Raw genomic sequence first — 16868 nt, 5'->3', positions numbered from 1 at the left:
CATAGCGCTAATCCCGAGGCGAACCAATTTCAATTGGCATCGCGCTTGCACTCACCCTTTTGCCTCGATCTCCTGCCCACAGTCAGCTCGGAGCCGTTTTTTATATTCTGGCGCGAGTACCACGATGCAAAGGTTCGACCCTGACACACCCATCGACAACACTTCGAAACTAGCGCTGGATGCTTTGCGGCAGATGGTTGCGCAACATGCTGCCTTCCCGCACCGGGCATTGCCGACCGAGCGGGATCTGGCCGCCGATTTTGGCCTCAGTCGCCGGGCCATCCGGCGGGCGCTAGCGGTGCTGGAAGCCGAAGGGCAGATCTGGCGGCGCCAGGGCAAAGGAACCTTCGTCGGCCCTACGCCACCGAGTGCGGCCATGAGCTTTGCGCGGTTGTCCGGGCGGACCAACTTCAGCGAGGTTATGGAAGCGCGCCTGCATCTGGAACCGGCACTGGCGTCCCTGGCGGCGGTTCGAGCCAACGGCGACCAGATAGCAATTTTGCGCCGCCTTGCCGAACGCACCAGACACCAACAGGCCGCCGAGCCTGCCGATGCCGAGGGCATTGAGCTGTGGGACAGCGCCCTGCATCGCGGGATCGCCGAGGCCGCAGGTAACCGCCTGATGCTGGATATCTTTGAAATGCTCGATGCGATCCGGCTCGACCCGGCCTGGCGTGACCTGCGTCAGCGGGCTCGCAACGCCGATCGCCTCGACACCTACAGCCACGACCACAACGACATTGTCGACGCTATCGAAAACCGTGATCCGATCAAGGCCGCCACGGCCATGCGTGGCCATTTGCGCGCGCTGCAACAAGCGCTGGACAACGTCATCAATCAAGATCTGGAGGCAAGTTCATGAGCACCACAACTCAGGCCACCGACACGGTATTGAGTGTCAGCAACTTGACCGTGTGCTTTGCAGGCGCACCCGCCAATGTCGTGGACGGCGTCTCGTTCTCGGTCCAGCGCGGCAAGACCCTGGCCATCGTCGGAGAGTCCGGATGTGGTAAAAGCGTTACGTCCATGGCACTGATGGGCTTGCTACCCGACACCGCCAAGATCGCCGCCCGTACGTCCGCCCTGCTCGATGAAGCCTTGCTGGGCATGCCCGACGAGCGCTTGCTGGATGTGCGCGGCAACCGCATGGCGATGATTTTCCAAGAGCCCATGACCTCCTTGAACCCGGTCTTCACCATTGGCGAGCAGATCGCCGAAAGCGTGATCCGCCATCAGGGTCTGTCGGCCAGGGACGCCCGTCAGCGCGCCCTGCAAATGCTCGAAAAGGTCCGCGTGCCTGACGCCGCGCAACGCCTGGACGCCTACCCCCATGAACTGTCCGGCGGCATGCGGCAGCGGGCAATGATTGCCATGGCCCTGGCCAACGATCCGGCGCTGATCATTGCCGACGAACCCACCACCGCTCTGGACGTGACCATTCAGGCGCAGATCCTGTCGCTGATCGCCAATCTGCAGGCTGAAACCGGCACGGCCATGATCCTGATCACCCATGATCTGGGCGTGGTCGCCGAAGTCGCTGACGACGTGATGGTGATGTACGCCGGACGAGTGGTGGAAAGCGGCCCGGTAAACACCCTGTTCGATGACCCGCAGCACCCGTACACCATCGGCCTGATGGGTTCGATGCCATCGATTGGCCCGCGTGAAGGTCGCCTGGCAACCATCAATGGTCGCGTCCCGACGCCTGCGCAAATGCCTACCGGTTGCCGATTCGCCGGGCGCTGCCCTTTTGCGATTCAGGCATGTCGCGAGACGCGCCCGCCGCTGCTTGAGCTTTCCCCCGGACATTTCGCCGCGTGCATTCGTGCGCCACTGGAACAGCATATGGGAGTCAGCGCGTGAGCCTTTCTGAACGCCAAATAGTTAAGCGTGCAAGCCCTGAAATCATTCTCGACGGCATCGACCTGAGCAAACACTTCGGGGTGGAAAGCGGCTTGTTCCAGCGCAAGAAGCCGCCGGTGCAAGCGGTCAATCAGGTCAATCTGTCGGTGCGCAAAGGGGAAACCCTGGCGCTGGTGGGCGAGTCCGGCTCGGGTAAATCAACCCTCGGCCGTCTACTGCTCAACCTACTCAAACCTACGGCGGGCGACATCATTTATGAAGGCCGCAACCTGGCCAATCTGACCCCGGAAAAGCTGCGCCAGGTGCGGCGTGATTTGCAGATCATCTTTCAGGATCCGTTTGCCTCGCTCAATCCGCGCATGACTGTGGAATCCATCGTCGGTGAACCTATCTGGCTGCACAGCGATGCCAGCCGCAGCGACCGCCAGGCCAAAGTCGCCGAGTTGCTGCGCACCGTGGGCCTGGCGCCCGAGCACGGCGGCCGCCACCCTCACGAGTTCTCCGGTGGCCAGCGTCAGCGCATCGGCATTGCGAGAGCCCTGGCGTCTGACCCGCGTTTGATTCTGGGTGACGAACCCGTGTCCGCGCTGGACGTTTCGGTACAGGCGCAAGTGGTCAACCTGCTGGAAGACCTCAAGCATCAATTCGGTCTGACCCTGGTGATTGTCGCCCACGGCCTGGCCGTGATCCGCCACATGAGCGACCGGGTAGCCGTGATGTATTTGGGGGAAATCGTCGAACTGGCGCCGGTCAACGGCCTGTTTGAAAACCCTCTGCACCCTTACACCCAGGCGCTTATGGCCGCCGTGCCGGTCAGCCACCCGGACCTGCGCCGGCCGCGCCCATTGCTGGGCGGCGACATGCCGAGCCCGAGTCGCCCGCCATCGGGTTGCCGCTTCCATACCCGCTGCCCGCACGCCCGGGCGCTGTGCAAAGAAGTGGTGCCGGTGATGGAAACCGTCGAGGCCGAGCGTCAGGTGGCGTGCCACTTCTGGCGTGAAATCGCCAATGCCGGTGCAGGCACCCTGATTTTGCCGACACCCAGCGCTGCCTACACCCAGCGCCTGAATCTGTTCAAGAACCATCAATCCCTTGCAGTGGAGAGCCAGCCATGAAAATTGCACGCGTCATGACAGGAACCTTGTTATTGCTGGCCGCCAACGCCGCCTTTGCCGAATCCACCCTGCGCATCGGCATTCAGGACGATCCTGATGGGCTCGACCCGCATCGTTCGCGTACCTATTCGGGCCGTCTGGTCTATACCGCACTGTGCGACAAGCTGGTGGATGTGAACCCGGACCTGACCTACGCCCCACAACTGGCCACTGCCTGGAACTGGAGCGAAGACGGCAAGACCCTGACCATGACTCTGCGCGAAGGCGTGACTTATCACGACGGCGAAGCGTTCGATGCTGCCTCGGTGAAGTTCAACCTGGACCGCGCTCGCACCCTGCCCGACTCCCTGCGCAAGAGCGAGCTGGCCTCGGTGGACAGTGTTGAAGTGATCGACGCCAAAACCGTTGCCATCAAACTCAAGCAAGCGGACGCCACCCTGGTCTCCCAACTCTCGGACCGCGCCGGAATGATGCTTGCGCCGAAGGCCGCCCAGGGTGAGTTCGCCTCCAAACCGGTGTGCTCCGGCCCTTACAAATTCGTCCAGCGCGTGCAGCAGGATCGCATTGTGCTGGAGCGCTTCGACAATTACTGGAACAAGCAGGCTTATCACTTCGACAAGGTGATTTTCCTGCCGATTCCGGACACCTCGGTGCGTCTGGCCAACCTGCGTTCCGGCGATCTGGACATCATCGAACGGGTTGCCCCCACCGACGTGAAAGCCGCCAAGGCGGACAGCAAGCTGGCGGTCTATAACACGCCTGGGCTTGGCTACATGCAGTTGATGTTCAACATTAACAACGGCGAAAAGGCCAACTCGCCGATGGGCAAAGACAAGCGCGTGCGCAAGGCATTCGAGCTGTCCATCGACCGCGATGCGATCAACCAGGTGGTGTTCGAAGGCTTGTATGCGCCAAGCGCCCAGCCGTTTCCGAAAAACAGCCCGTACTACGACAAGGATCTGCCGATCCCGACCCGCGATGTGGAAAAGAGCAAGGCCTTGCTGGCCGAAGCAGGCGTGAAGCTGCCACTGGCAGTGGACCTGAAAGTCGCCAACAACCCTATCGCACAACAGGTCGGGCAGATCATTCAGGCCATGGCTGAAGAAGCGGGTTTCAAGGTCAATCTGATTGCCACTGAATACGCCACCATGCTTAGCGAACAGCAAAGCGGCAACTTCCAGATCGGCATGAGCGCCTGGTCGGGCCGTCCTGATCCGGATGGCGACATTCACCAGTTCGTGACCTGCAAGGGCGGCCAGAACGACGGCAAATACTGCAACGCCAAACTCGACGAGCTGTTGGACAAGGCCCGCACTGTCAACGATGTTGCCCAGCGCCAGGCCCTGTACAACGAAGCCCTGCGTTTGCTGGCTGACGAAGTGCCGACCGCGTATCTGTATTTCGATCCGCGAATCATGGCCATGCGTAACAACGTGACTGGTTTCGTGCCGAGCCCGGATGGCCTGATTCGTCTGAACAGCGTCGCGTTCAAGCCATGACTGTGAATGATCACCGCAAAAACGAGGGTCCGGCATGCTGATGTTTATCCTGCGACGCCTGCTCAGTGCGATCCCGACACTGATCCTGGTTTCGCTCTTCGTCTTCACCCTGCAGAAACTGTTGCCGGGTGACCCGGTGCTGGCCATGGCCGGTGAAGAGCGCGATCCGGCGGTGATGGAATACCTGCGCGACAAGTATCGACTCAACGACCCGATCCCCGTGCAGTACCTGAACTGGGTCGGCAATGTGCTGACCGGCGACTTCGGCACTTCGCTGCGCACCGAACAACCGGTGACCACGCTGTTGGCGTCCAAGTTGCCGGTGACCCTGGAGCTGGCAGTGCTGGCCTTGTTGATCGCACTGCTGATCGGCATCCCCACTGGAATTATCTCGGCCGTACGCAAAGGCACCGTCGTGGATTACGGGGCCAATGTCATCGCGCTGTCGGGGATCTCGATTCCGCACTTCTGGCTGGGGATCCTGCTGATCATGGTCTTCGCCGTGAAACTGCAATGGCTGCCGGCCTCGGGTTTCGTGCCCGTGGGCGAGGACTTCGGGCAAAACCTGAAGACCTTGATCCTGCCGGCCTTCGTGCTCGGCGCAGGGTTGTCGGGGATTCTCATGCGCCATACCCGCGGCGCCATGCTTGAAGTGTTGCGCACCGACTACGTGCGCACCGCCCGGGCCAAGGGCCTGCGCCCGCGCACGGTGATCCTCAAGCATGCCCTGCGCAATGCATTGATGCCTATTGTGACCCTGACCACCCTGCTGTTTGGTGAACTGCTCGGCGGCGCAGTGCTGACCGAGCAAGTCTTCAGCATCCCTGGCTTCGGCAAGATGATTGTCGACGCCGTGTTCAACCGTGATTACGCCGTGGTGCAGGGCGTGGTGCTGTGCATCGCAATTGGCTTCCTGCTGCTGAACCTGCTCGCCGACGTGCTGTACCGGATGATTAATCCACGTCTGAGGACTGCTTCATGACCGCTATTTCCAGCCTCCCTCATAGCGTGATCGCACCCCGCAGCCGCTCGCCGTTCGTGAAGAAATTCCTCGCCAACAAAGGCGCGGTACTCGGCGCGGCGGTGTTGCTGCTGTTTATCCTGGCGGCCTTGCTGGCGCCCTGGATTGCGCCCCATGATCCGCTGAAAGCCAACTTTCTCGCGGTCCGCAAGGCACCATCGCTGATCTACTGGATGGGCACTGACGAACTGGGTCGCGATCTGTTTTCCCGCCTGCTCTGGGGCGCACGCAGTTCGTTGCTGGCCGGTGGTGTTTCGGTGGTCATCGCCATGGCCATCGGCGTGCCTTTGGGCCTGTTGGGCGGTTATTTCGGCGGCAAACTCGAAGCGATGATTTCCCGTGTCATGGACGCGCTGTTGTCCTGCCCGTTTCTGGTATTGGCGATTGCGCTGGGCGCCTTCCTCGGCCCGAGCCTGACCAACGCAATGATCGCCATCGGCCTGTCAGCCATGCCGATCTTTGCCCGACTGACCCGTGGTCAGGTGCTGGCCATCAAACACGAAGATTACCTGGAAGGTGCTCGTGCCATTGGCTTGCCGGATCGCTGGATCATCCTGCGCTACGTGCTGCCCAACGTGATGTCGCCATTGGTTGTGCAAGCCACCTTGACCATCGCCTCGGCGATTCTGGCTGAAGCCAGTCTGTCGTTCCTCGGTCTGGGCCAGCAACCGCCCTCGCCTTCATGGGGATCGATGCTCAACACCGCGAAAAACTTTATGGAGCAGGCACCCTGGATGTCGATTGCGCCTGGCGTGGCGATCTACATTACGGTCCTGTGTTTCAACCTGCTGGGGGATGGTTTGCGTGATGCGCTGGACCCCAAGGGCTAACTTTTCTGCCAAAGAGAAACGCTAATGTTTGATGATCTGGATTACAGCCAACCCTACGCTTCGGCACGCTCGCCAGTGATGGGCAGTAACATGGTCGCCTGCTCCCAGCCATTGGCCGCCCAGGCCGGGCTGGACATGCTGCGCAAGGGCGGCAACGCCGTCGACGCGGCCATCGCAGCCGCCATGGTCCTGACCGTGGTCGAGCCCACCGGTTGCGGGATCGGCAGCGACGCTTTCGCTATCGTCTGGGACGGCAGCAAGTTGCAGGGCCTGAATGCTTCCGGTCGCGCACCGCAAGCCTGGACCCCTGAGTTTTTCGCCGGGCAGAGCAAAATGCCCCAGCGCGGCTGGCCAGCGGTGACTGTGCCGGGGGCGGTTTCGGCCTGGGTCGAGCTGTCCGAGCGTTACGGAAAACTGCCTTTCGCCAGCCTGGCTGAACCGGCCATCGGCTATGCTCGGGATGGCTACCAAGTCACCCCGATCATAGCCCAGCTGTGGAAGCTCGGCGCTGAACGGCTCAAGGATCAGCCGGGTTTTGCCGAGTGCTTCCTGCCCGACGGCCAAGCACCACAGGCCGGGGACAAAATCCGGCTCAAGGATCACGCCCACACCCTGGAGCTGATCGCCCAAACCAAAGGCGAAGCGTTCTATCGCGGCGAACTGGCCCAAGCCATCATCGCCCATGCCAACGCCAATGGCAGCGTCATGAGCCTCGACGATCTGGCGACCCACACTGTGGACTGGATCGACACCCTGTCGGTGCCCTACGCCGGCGCCGTCGTTCATGAATTGCCACCTAATGGCCAGGGCATCGCTACCCTGTCCGGCCTGACTATGCTCGAAGCATTGGGCGTCGGCGAGCATCCAGTGGACAGCCTGGAAACCGTGCACCCAGTGTTGGAAGCCATGAAGCTGGCCCTTGCCGACCTGGACGAACACGTGGCGGATAACGACCACATGCGCGTGCCTTCCGAGCATCTGCTGGACAAAACCTACCTGATGGAGCGCGCCGGTCTCGTCACCGACAAGGCCGCCAATCCGGGGCATGGTTCGCCTAAACCGGGCGGCACCGTTTACCTGTCGGCGGCCGATGAAAGCGGCATGATGATCTCGTTCATCCAGTCCAATTACATGGGCTTCGGCTCAGGTGTTGTGGTGCCTGGCACCGGCATCAGCCTGCAAAACCGTGGCGCGGGCTTCTCCCTGGATCCGCAGCACGTCAACTACGTCGCACCGCGCAAACGTCCGTTCCACACCATAATCCCCGGCTTTGTGATGAACGCCGACGGCACGCCGTTGATGTCCTTCGGCCTGATGGGCGGCCCGATGCAGGCACAGGGTCACTTGCAGATGATGATGCGCATCCTGCGCTACAAACAGAACCCGCAAGCCGCCGCAGACGCACCGCGCTGGAGGCTCGAATCTGGCCTGAAAGTCGCAGTGGAACGTGCATTCGACCCACAGGTGGTCGAAGCCTTGCGTGCCAAAGGCCACGACATAGTTATCGAAGAACCTAACGGCGTATTCGCCTTTGGCGGCGCGCAGATTATCCAGCGCACCACTCATGGTTATGTGGGTGGCACTGATCCCCGGAAGGATGGTCTGGTGGCCGCGTACTGAAAGTACGAAGATCCTAGGCGCAACTGAGTTGCGCGTAGGATTATTCTCTGAAAACCGCTAATTCTCATCCCACCGCAAGCTATTGCCAACATGCTTTGCCGCCCAGGACTCAGAACTGTGGCGAGCTTGCATTGGGTCTGTATTTCACAGGCACAAAAAAAGCCACTCATCTGAGTGGCTTTTTTCTGAATCTTGGAGCGGGAAACGAGACTCGTATCTGGTGTCCGACCCATTGAAATCTAAGGGGTTTCTTTTCTTGCCGGAGCAGGAAAAGACTCAATTCTGGACTTGTTTTTGGGGAGTATCAAGGCCAAGAGGAGTGATGCCGGGCTGCGCCAACTCATGAGACCCATAGCCAATAGGACGGGTGCCTTGGCTCTGGACAATCATCCTGTCAAATGATCCAGAACCCATCGGCGAAATCCGGCCAGCTCGGAGGTCACGAGTGCATCGTCCGCGCCGCGAATGCCATGCATATCAGCAGTTACATTTGCGTCTGATTGGCGCCCACGACGCCCCCTCACACCGAGCCTTAGCCGCTCACTTTTTCATACGTTGTACGAGGATAGACGACCCTACGCATTCCTTGCGCTCCCCCGTCCCTCCCTTCCCAAGCAGGCACAACGAGGCTAGGTGAGACAATCGCGCTGATTGCGCGCCAGCATTTCCACCGCCAGTTGATAAGCCTGGTCGGCCGCATCCTTGAGCAGTTGCCAATCCTCCAGGCTGATAAATTGTTGCAACACCAACTCATCGGCGCGCCGAATCAGCGTGTTGCGATAATCCTCGGGAAAGTCCAGGCGATACGCATCGTCCTCGAGCAAAAGCCGCCAGGCTTTCAATTCCATCTCAAGGTCGGTATCACTCATGGGCTGTTGTCCTTTTAAAGTTCGAACCGGCGGTCCACCCCAGACGGGGTGGAGCTAGGTGGAAGCAAGCTCAGCTTACTTGCGCGAGCAGATCTTGCCTGATGAAGTTGCGCACCGTGGCCAGGTGCGTTTCCTCCTGTTCCAGGGCATGGCCGAAGCGCTTGGCGATCAGCGGATGACCACCCTTCTTCGCCAGTTCGATCAGCAACTCCCAAGCCGCGTTGTCTTCCAGTTCGATGGTCAGGATCGCGCTCATGGATTGGGACACGGTCGTGCGTGGGTCGGTCAATACCTGCAGCACGCCCATCGCCTTAACGCCCGCCACGTCCGCGCAAGGCGTCATGGCCGTCGGGTCGCCGCCGAGGGTTTCGATGGCTTCGCGCACGATGTTCATGTGCTCGAGTTCCTCGGCCTGGATCTGCCGCAAGGTCTCGACCAACGCCGGATCGGCGCCGGGGGCGGACGTCGCCTTGGCGACCATCGCTTCATACAACCGCACGCCGGTGCGTTCGAAGGCCAGGCGTTCGCCGAGCTTGTCCAGCAGCACTTCCGGCGCCTTGCCGATGGTTTTGTCCAGTGCGGTCTTGACCATGCCTTTGACCGAACCCGGTGCCGGTACCGAGCCGATCAGGTCGGCCTCACGAATGGCGCGCTCGCGCTCTGCGGTGTAGTCGCTCATGTCGCCCGGCACATCCGCCGGAAACAGGCGGGTGGCTTCCAGTTGGCGAGTAGTGTCTTCGGGAGACATCTGGGCGCCGGTACGATTCATGCCGATGGTCACTTGACGTTCGCTCATTGCTGTTCTCCCACTGGGTTGAGTTCGGTGCCGGGCTTGAAGGTGTAGCCGGCGGAGACGATGTTGGCAGGCACGCCTTCGCTGTTGAGCTGGGCGCGGTAATCGAGGGAGGCGTGGCCTTCACGTTCCTTGGGCACGTAGTCGATGCCGTGGGCGCGCAGGTCCACTTCGCGGGACAGCGTCTCACGGACAAAATCACGCTGGCTCTTGAACTCGATCATGCGCGGCAACTGACCGCTGAGCACTTCGGCGGGGTCGCGTCGCTCGTACTTCTTGAACAGTTCGCAGGCCAGGTTCAAGTGCCCCAGTTCGTAGTCGACGAAGCGTTCCCACATCGCCTTGATCCGTGGGTTTTCTTCCTGCTCGGCGCAGCTGGCGTAGGTGTAGACCTCCATGGCCTCATGCACCAGCCACTTCTCCATGAAGGTTTCGCTGGGGTCCTGCAATGAGCCATATTGGGTGACATGCTGCTCTTCCACCGAGGCGATCTCGGCATACAACGCGCGCGCCACCGGGTCGGCGAACAATGGGCCGATGTTCATGTAGTAATCGTGGGTCTGGTATTCCGCGCCGGTGATCAGCGCCGCATGGATCTTGGTGATCAGCGCGGCGTTCTCCTTCTTGTAGTTGTCGCGCAGGTCATCGCCGGGGGCACGGTGGTGCTCGCTGGTAGGACGGCCGGGCACGATGTCCGTGTAGCCTTGCAGGATGTTGTTGGCGTCTTTGCCTTCCAATCGATCAAGCATGGCCGAGTAACGGTAGAGGTGGTCGAAATCTTCCAGCAGGCCAAAACGATAGGTCTGCGCCTGATAAGGATCGGGCTCGTTCTGAGCGACGGCGGCCGTCACTTCGATGGCGACCTGTTCGTAGGCCACGGTAGTTTCAAGAGGCTGTCCCGTCCTGAATAAGGTTTACACCTAGAAGGGTCGCGAATACGGGCTTCCATGATGTCGCGTTTAAACAACAATAATCCTGTTTCCGATTGCAAGGCTGCGCACTGAGGTTCGGGCGGCGCTATCGCGTCCAAAGCCTTCACGCGCTGTTCGGCACGAAGGATGACCCCGTACGACACAGTTCGTCAGATACAGCTCTCAAGCTATGTGCCCCCGGGAAAAATGGCATAATATGCCAATGATCTAAAAAGTCTGTTTACCCAGAGTTGGAGCTAATAATGGCGACGCGAAATGTTGTGCTTACCCCTCACCAGGAACAGGTTATCCAGGACCTGGTGCAGTCCGGCCGTTATCAGAATGCCAGCGAAGTGATGCGAGAAGGTTTGCGTCTATTGGAGCAGCGCGTCGCCGAAGACACCGCCAAAATTGAGGCCCTGCGTCAGGCGACCTCGATCGGCATCATGGACCTTGAACGCGGGCGCTTTACGCGGTTGAACGAAGGGGATCTGGAGTTCTACCTCGAGGGCTTGAGTCTGGAGGCAACCCTCCCCGCGAGCGAGAAACACTGAGCATGCCGCAGTATCGGATTTCCAACGCGGCGCGCGCCGACATTGTCGACATCCTCAGGCTCTCCCAGACGCAGTTCGGCGATCAAGCACGCCAACGCTACCAGGCGCTGATCCTCTCCGCATTACAAGCTATCGCCGATACGCCCTATCGCATCGGCAGCCACGACCGCGATGAGCTTGCATCGGGCCTTCGCAGCTATCACCTCATCTACTCACGCCAGCAGGCTAAATACGCCCATGGAACGGTCAAAAGCCCGCGCCATGTCGTGTTATATCGCGTGGCAAACGACGACGTGATCGAGGTCGTCCGACTCCTTCATGACGCCATGGAAATGCAGTTGCACTTGCCTAATGATTGATTACATCGGCTCCGAACAGGTTGACCTAAACTCGCGATAGATTGGAAATGGCGGACTGCATGTATACATAAGTGATGTTTCACCATTGCGGAACTGTTCGAGAAGGTATGGGAAACGCCGATGGTCAAATTGGCTCAGGACATCGGTGTGTCCGACGTCGCCGTCGCCAAGACTCGCCGCAAAGCAGGCATCCCTCTCCCCGGTCGGGGCTACTGGGCAAAGCGGGAAAAGCTGCGACCACGCAAACCCAGGCCTCCTGCAATCGAAGGCAAGATCCAATTCCAGATTCTCGACCGTGCCCCTCTACCCGCTGCGAATAACGCAGAGACAAATTCACCTGCAGTCCAGCGAATGATTATTGAAGTCCCGTCTCATTTGACCGAGCCCCACGCCCGCCTAAAAGTGAACGCCGGAGCCTCCTGTGCGCATGCCGATTCCTAGCGACGATGCAGCTGGTGGGGTAAGCGAGCCGAGGCATGGTAGACGAATTGAGCGTACACTCTCGTACCTACCATTCGTCCGCGTAAGGCCAGCTATGACCGCTAATCAGGAAACCCTACAACAAATCGAAGGGGAAATTCTGGTCGTAGAAGACGATTCGACTCTGCGTGCGCTTACACAGCAAATTGTAGAAGAAATAGGTGCGAAGACAGTAGCATTTGAAACCGCCGATGAAGCGTTGGTTTATTTGCTGCAATCAGGACGGCCTTGTACCCTTGTGATTGTTGACTACGGGGTACCAGGCCAAATAAATGGAATGGAGTTTATACGAATGGTCAGAGATAAATGGCCTTCAACAAAAACGATACTCATGTCCGGCTATGAGTTGATGCGTGAAACCGTTCCTTCTCCTACGGTTTATCTGCAAAAACCTTGGTCTATGAAAGACCTAATCAGCTCTATAACCGGTCTACTTCACCCTGATTACCCCGCGACAGAACGGTAGCACCTTTTTCATATTCATTATTTACGGCTCGATTACGTACACCCAGTGCGCCACGGAGAAGTATTGCTAAGGCGATCGACTCCATCAGCTACTTAACCCGCCTGGGTTCGGTACCAGACTGATCCGGCGATACTTGGCATCAGAGCTGGAAGGCGAAGCCACGCTTCCATTTCAACCGGACGGTATGCGGTGCAACATCCGTGCGCCTCTGGCTCGTGATATGGACAAGGGCCTACATCGTCGAAGACGAAGCTCTTGTAGCAGTGCTTATTGAAGACATGGTTACCGAATTGGGGCACGAAGTCGTCGGCATGGCGACGCCGTTGGATGAGGCCCAATCGATAGCGCAGGGTCTGCATTGCTTCACACCAGGCGAACGAGATGTTCAATACCGCCGCTTTTCGAGAAACGTCCGCACCACGCCAATATCGACGCCGTGCCACTCACCCTTATAACCAAACATGTCACTGGGATACGCTTCCGGCGATCGCGTGGGTCACTGAAATTATTCTGGATTAATTCCTGCCATACTGTAAGCCTCAGCGCCTGCCTACAAAATCGTAATCACGCCCTACTCGCTGGGCTGAACTTTCTTAGCCCAGCCGAGACTTGCGTTGTGGCCGAATACCCACTGCCAATATTTTGGACAGGATGTTCCAAAACCAGCTCTCCTTGAGGCAGCTCTAATGAGTTGACGCTTCAGCGTGGAAGCTCAGGGACTTACGGAAGTCGGCGACAACGTCGGAGCGCCTACGCAATCGGCGAGAACGCCGGTCGCATCAAGCAAGGTTTGGCCCGTCTCAAAAAACCTTCATGACCCAGCCATTGTTTTGACCTCAAGTGGGTCCCTCGCGGATACTATATAACAGGAAAAGCGACGATCAATTTTCACCATGCCGAGACCTCCCCATGAGTGTAAGTAGCATGACGACTGGGCCATCGATCCCGCCTTTTCTGGAGGTGGATCGACGATCAACGTGGCCACGCATTTCATCGATCTCTTCAGGCTATTGACCGGCAAGGAGGTCTCGCGAGTCTCTGCCGTCATGAATTCACTGACGCATCGGGGTGCCGTCGAAGACTATTCGTTATTGACCCTGCAGACTGAAGATGGCGTGATCGGTGTTGTGGAAACGGGATACAGTTTCCCCAGTACCGTTGATGAGCAGCGCGAGTTTTCCTTCACCCTTTCGTCCGTTCACATGTACGCCAAATCCGGTCCTGACCGCATCGAAATAAGGGATCGACAGAACCTTGCCGCTGGCACTAGAAGCCGCCGACTGCAACTGGACACTGACGTCTATTACCCACTTTTCGTCAAGCAAGTGCTTGCTGAGTGCCGTAACGGGGCCAAGCCCATTGCATCATTACGAGACGCCGAGGCAATCATGCAGGTCATGGACGCAGCCTACGCTTCTGCTCGGCAAGGCGGTACGCTTTTGACGCTTACGCCGACGCCTGAATCATTTGAGCCGCTGAGCTGAATACGACATCTGAGCTGCTAACAACTGCGATAGGGCCGTTGTCTTTTTCAAATTGAGCTGATTGGGGCTGCATATTTTTCCGGTCTCCAGGTCGATATATTGTCAAAGACACGACGGCCTTGATCCTGAGTCTGTAAATATCGGCATAGGGAACCGGCGCAAAGGGTCTATCGCTTACCCAAGCAATACGCACAGCAATCAGGACGAGGATCATCCCCGTCGCGCTATCCGTCCGCACGTGCTTCGGTCGCGCGTCGCACCACAGCCGCAAATTGCTTGATAGCAAAGTCCTCAGTTCCCCCACGTTTCCATAGGAGACCCGGGGTTCGAATAGGAGTAGGGTTTTCCAAGGCGACAATACTCAGCCCCTCAACGACCTCAACAGCCGTCTCACCCACAATGCCTGCCAGCTCCGTCTGCCTGATCAACTCAATCATTGGCATGATGGTATTCATCTCAGCGACTACCAAGGGCTGCGCCCCACAGGCCCGGAAACATTCGTCCAATTGTTGCCGCGTGCTAAATGTTTTTGGGAGCAATGCCATACGCACATTCTGCAACTCAACCATGCGCACTCGCTTGCGTTTGGCGAGTGGATGATCACTGCGTACCACCAGCACCATTTCCTCATTGTACAGCGGCTCAAACCATAAATCGTGTGTACCTTGGGGCCTGTAAGCGATCCCCAAATCCAAGTCCCCTGACTCTAGACGTTCCACAATCTTTGCTTGGGAGAGCTCTTCCGCTATGACTCTGATCCCTGGATTGGGCGCAATAAAGCTAGCGATGCATTGGGGTACCAATCGAGTGTTGAAACTGTAGGTTGCCCCGATTCGGATATTCCCCTCCATCGATCCTGCAGGGGTGCTGAGGGAGTTAACTGCAACGTCAATTTGACGCAGCGCCGGCGCGATTTGGGCCAGAAGGTTGTCTCCCGCCTCGGTGATGACAACGCGTTTGCCGATACGATCAAACAGCTGTACGCCCAGCTCCTCCTCTAACTGCTTGATCTGATGCGAAAGCGTCGACTGAGTGACGTGGCATCTATCCGCTGCGCGGGTGAAATTCAGCGTATCTGCCAAGGCAGAAAAATACCGCAAATGTCGGAGTTCCATGAGCGCCTCAATCAGTGATGTCATCGATTGTTTCCATATAAATTTATCATTTTTATATGTGGTTGGTAGCCCCTAATCTGGATTCACACGATCGAAACCGTGACTAGCCAATAACAAGAGGGAGATCCCCATGGCCGAATTTAATACTGCCGCCCACCTTCAAGAGGTTCTCGACAGTTTCAGTCACTGTGAAGATGCCCGTTTCAAAGAAATCATGACGAGCGTAGTGCGGCATCTACATGCCTGTGTTGCCGAGCTGAAGCTGTCACCCGAAGAGTGGATAAGCTCCGTAAAATTCTTGACTGCCACTGGGGCCATTTGCACCGATAAGCGTCAAGAATTCATTTTGCTTTCTGATCTACTGGGAGTGTCGACCCTCACCGTTGGTATTAATCAACACCGTGGTGACGACTGCCTGGAGGAGACTGTGGAAGGCCCTTTTTACTGGAAGGGTGCCCCTGAGTTGCCCCTAGGGGCCGATATCTCAACAGGTGTGAGCGGTGAGAAAGCCTATTACTACGGCAAAGTTCTAGATGCAAATGGTTGCGCAGTTGCGAATGCTCTTCTAGACGTCTGGTCGGGTGACGGTGATGGCAACTACGACATGCAACTGCCTGAGCAGACTGAAATGCTTGCTCGTGGGAAATTTCGCACCGATGCGCAAGGTCGCTATTCGTTTTGGTCGATCAAACCGAGCTACTACCCAATTCCACAAGACGGGCCAGCTGGGCTGATGCAAGGCAAGCTCGAGCGGCACCCGAATCGCCCCGGGCATGTCCATTTCAAGATCAGTGCTGACGGTTTCTACCCAGTCAACACCCAGCTCTTCGTTGCCAATGGGCCGTACTTGGAATCTGACTGTGTGTTTGGTGTGAAGCCCAGTTTGATCGTCAATTACATAGAACACGCAGCGGGGATCACTCCCGATGGCAAGCACTTGAATTCTACGTACTACAGCGTGCCATTTGATTTCCGTCTGACCGCTGCTTAAGCCATCATTTTTTCAGGAAAACACATATGAAAATCGGCAAAGAAACCATTCCTCGCAGCGCCATTTGCACTTCGAACGAAGACACAATTGTTGTACGTGGACTGGATCTCTGCAACGACGTCATTGGCAAATTCTCTTTCAGCGAGTACTTCTTCACATTGCTCACCGGTAAGAAGCCAAGCGCTTCCACTTTGGCTGTTCTGGACGCCACACTCGTCGCGATTACTGAACATGGATTAGTACCCAGCGTTCAGGCAGCACGCATGACCTATGCAGCCTCTCCTGAGGCTATGCAAGGAGCAGTAGCTGCCGGTTTGTTGGGCTGCGGCTCAGTGATTTTGGGTGCTTCGGCTGATGCAGGTGTGTTGCTGGACGAGGTCAAACAGCGCATCGATAACGGTGCAGAATTGATTGAAGCCGCTCACGCGGTGGTATCTGAATACCGTGCCGCAAAACGCCCTCTACCAGGCTACGGCCATCCATTGCACAAAGCACGTGACCCCCGAGTTGAGGCGTTGTTCAGCACCGCTGAGCAATCTGGATCAGATCTTACCTTCGTGAAAATCGCTGAAGCTATTGAAAGCGTAATCCCGGGAATCTATGGCCGTGAGCTGAAATTGAATGTCTCGGCAGCCATCCCTTCGGTACTTCTGGGAGCAGGTTTCCCACTCCAAGCACTGCGGGGCGTACCTATCCTGGCTCGCAGTGCAGGTTTGGTTGCCCACCTGTATGAAGAACAAACGTCACCCATTGGTTTTGCTCTCTCCTATCAAGCCACCCGTGAATTTGAATACACAGGCGAGGTTCCTGCCGGGTTCATACCTCACGATTGATCGGTAAGCCACGTGTGCGTCGCGAACTGAACCACATTATTTACGTTTTATCGCTCTCCTCCGGT

16 protein-coding genes and 1 pseudogene are annotated in these 16868 nt (G+C 57.8%); 13 read left to right on the top strand and 4 right to left on the bottom strand.

Features of this window, described 5'->3' with window-relative positions; translation table 11 throughout:
* Nucleotides 1-124: 124 nt before the first annotated feature.
* From PSH86_RS11870 to PSH86_RS11840, 7 genes are read left to right on the top strand one after another with little or no spacing between them, the layout of a single operon-like run.
* Nucleotides 125-862, top strand: coding sequence for a FadR/GntR family transcriptional regulator (locus PSH86_RS11870; protein WP_116832018.1), 738 nt, complete (start codon nt 125-127; stop codon nt 860-862).
* On the top strand, nt 859-1863 hold the full coding sequence (locus PSH86_RS11865) for an ABC transporter ATP-binding protein (protein ID WP_305489932.1): 1005 nt from the start codon (nt 859-861) through the stop codon (nt 1861-1863). Before PSH86_RS11870 ends, PSH86_RS11865 begins: the two co-directional genes overlap by 4 nt.
* Nucleotides 1860-2978, top strand: coding sequence for an ABC transporter ATP-binding protein (locus tag PSH86_RS11860; protein ID WP_163854286.1), 1119 nt, complete (start codon nt 1860-1862; stop codon nt 2976-2978). The genes PSH86_RS11865 and PSH86_RS11860 overlap by 4 nt, the downstream gene beginning before the upstream one ends.
* Nucleotides 2975-4477: an ABC transporter substrate-binding protein gene (locus PSH86_RS11855; RefSeq protein ID WP_305489930.1), complete on the top strand. Its 1503-nt coding sequence runs from the start codon at nt 2975-2977 to the stop codon at nt 4475-4477. The genes PSH86_RS11860 and PSH86_RS11855 overlap by 4 nt, the downstream gene beginning before the upstream one ends.
* A gap of 34 nt (nt 4478-4511) precedes the next feature.
* On the top strand, nt 4512-5459 hold the full coding sequence (locus PSH86_RS11850) for an ABC transporter permease (protein WP_305489929.1): 948 nt from the start codon (nt 4512-4514) through the stop codon (nt 5457-5459).
* Nucleotides 5456-6328, top strand: a complete 873-nt coding sequence (locus tag PSH86_RS11845) for an ABC transporter permease (RefSeq protein ID WP_076384070.1) — start codon at nt 5456-5458, stop codon at nt 6326-6328. Before PSH86_RS11850 ends, PSH86_RS11845 begins: the two co-directional genes overlap by 4 nt.
* 24 nt (nt 6329-6352) lie before the next feature.
* On the top strand, nt 6353-7948 hold the full coding sequence (locus PSH86_RS11840) for a gamma-glutamyltransferase family protein (protein ID WP_305489926.1): 1596 nt from the start codon (nt 6353-6355) through the stop codon (nt 7946-7948).
* Between the two features lie 629 nt (nt 7949-8577).
* Here PSH86_RS11840 and PSH86_RS11835 read toward each other — a convergent pair.
* From PSH86_RS11835 to PSH86_RS11825, 3 genes and pseudogenes are all read right to left on the bottom strand, one after another.
* Complete coding sequence (locus tag PSH86_RS11835) at nt 8578-8817, bottom strand: hypothetical protein (RefSeq protein WP_305489925.1); 240 nt, start codon at nt 8815-8817, stop codon at nt 8578-8580.
* Between the two features lie 70 nt (nt 8818-8887).
* Nucleotides 8888-9613 (bottom strand): ferritin-like domain-containing protein, encoded by a 726-nt coding sequence (locus PSH86_RS11830; RefSeq protein ID WP_305489923.1) that lies wholly within the window; start codon nt 9611-9613, stop codon nt 8888-8890.
* A pseudogene (locus tag PSH86_RS11825) lies at nt 9610-10503 on the bottom strand (hypothetical protein); the annotation flags it as partial. The gene PSH86_RS11830 and the pseudogene PSH86_RS11825, both read right to left, overlap by 4 nt.
* A gap of 281 nt (nt 10504-10784) precedes the next feature.
* On the opposite strand from PSH86_RS11825, the gene PSH86_RS11820 reads away from it, so the two are divergent.
* The 4 genes from PSH86_RS11820 to PSH86_RS11805 all read left to right on the top strand — a co-directional run bounded on the left by PSH86_RS11820 (nt 10785) and on the right by PSH86_RS11805 (nt 13864).
* Nucleotides 10785-11075: a type II toxin-antitoxin system ParD family antitoxin gene (locus tag PSH86_RS11820; protein ID WP_305489921.1), complete on the top strand. Its 291-nt coding sequence runs from the start codon at nt 10785-10787 to the stop codon at nt 11073-11075.
* A 2-nt stretch (nt 11076-11077) separates the two neighbouring features.
* Entirely contained in the window at nt 11078-11434 is a 357-nt protein-coding gene (locus tag PSH86_RS11815) for a type II toxin-antitoxin system RelE/ParE family toxin (RefSeq protein WP_305489919.1), read from the top strand.
* A gap of 535 nt (nt 11435-11969) precedes the next feature.
* A complete protein-coding gene (locus PSH86_RS11810) occupies nt 11970-12380 on the top strand; it encodes a response regulator (protein ID WP_305489917.1) in 411 nt (136 codons plus the stop codon).
* A gap of 977 nt (nt 12381-13357) precedes the next feature.
* The gene (locus PSH86_RS11805) at nt 13358-13864 is read left to right on the top strand and encodes a Gfo/Idh/MocA family oxidoreductase (RefSeq protein ID WP_305489915.1); all 507 of its coding nucleotides are present in this window, start codon (nt 13358-13360) and stop codon (nt 13862-13864) included.
* Between the two features lie 224 nt (nt 13865-14088).
* Here PSH86_RS11805 and PSH86_RS11800 read toward each other — a convergent pair whose 3' ends face one another.
* Nucleotides 14089-15003, bottom strand: coding sequence for a LysR substrate-binding domain-containing protein (locus PSH86_RS11800; RefSeq protein WP_305489913.1), 915 nt, complete (start codon nt 15001-15003; stop codon nt 14089-14091).
* Between the two features lie 106 nt (nt 15004-15109).
* Here PSH86_RS11800 and PSH86_RS11795 point away from each other — a divergent pair, with 106 nt between their 5' ends.
* Both PSH86_RS11795 and PSH86_RS11790 read left to right on the top strand, forming a co-directional pair.
* Complete coding sequence (locus tag PSH86_RS11795; protein ID WP_305489911.1) at nt 15110-15970, top strand: dioxygenase; 861 nt, start codon at nt 15110-15112, stop codon at nt 15968-15970.
* 26 nt (nt 15971-15996) lie between these two features.
* Nucleotides 15997-16803, top strand: coding sequence for a citryl-CoA lyase (locus PSH86_RS11790; protein ID WP_305489909.1), 807 nt, complete (start codon nt 15997-15999; stop codon nt 16801-16803).
* Nucleotides 16804-16868 lie beyond the last annotated feature (65 nt).

The organism is Pseudomonas sp. FP2300 (assembly GCF_030687595.1).
GTDB classification, from domain to species: domain Bacteria; phylum Pseudomonadota; class Gammaproteobacteria; order Pseudomonadales; family Pseudomonadaceae; genus Aquipseudomonas; species Aquipseudomonas bijieensis.
The sequence above is the reverse complement of the archived record's forward strand: the minus strand, read 5'-3'. Positions and strand labels throughout refer to the sequence as shown.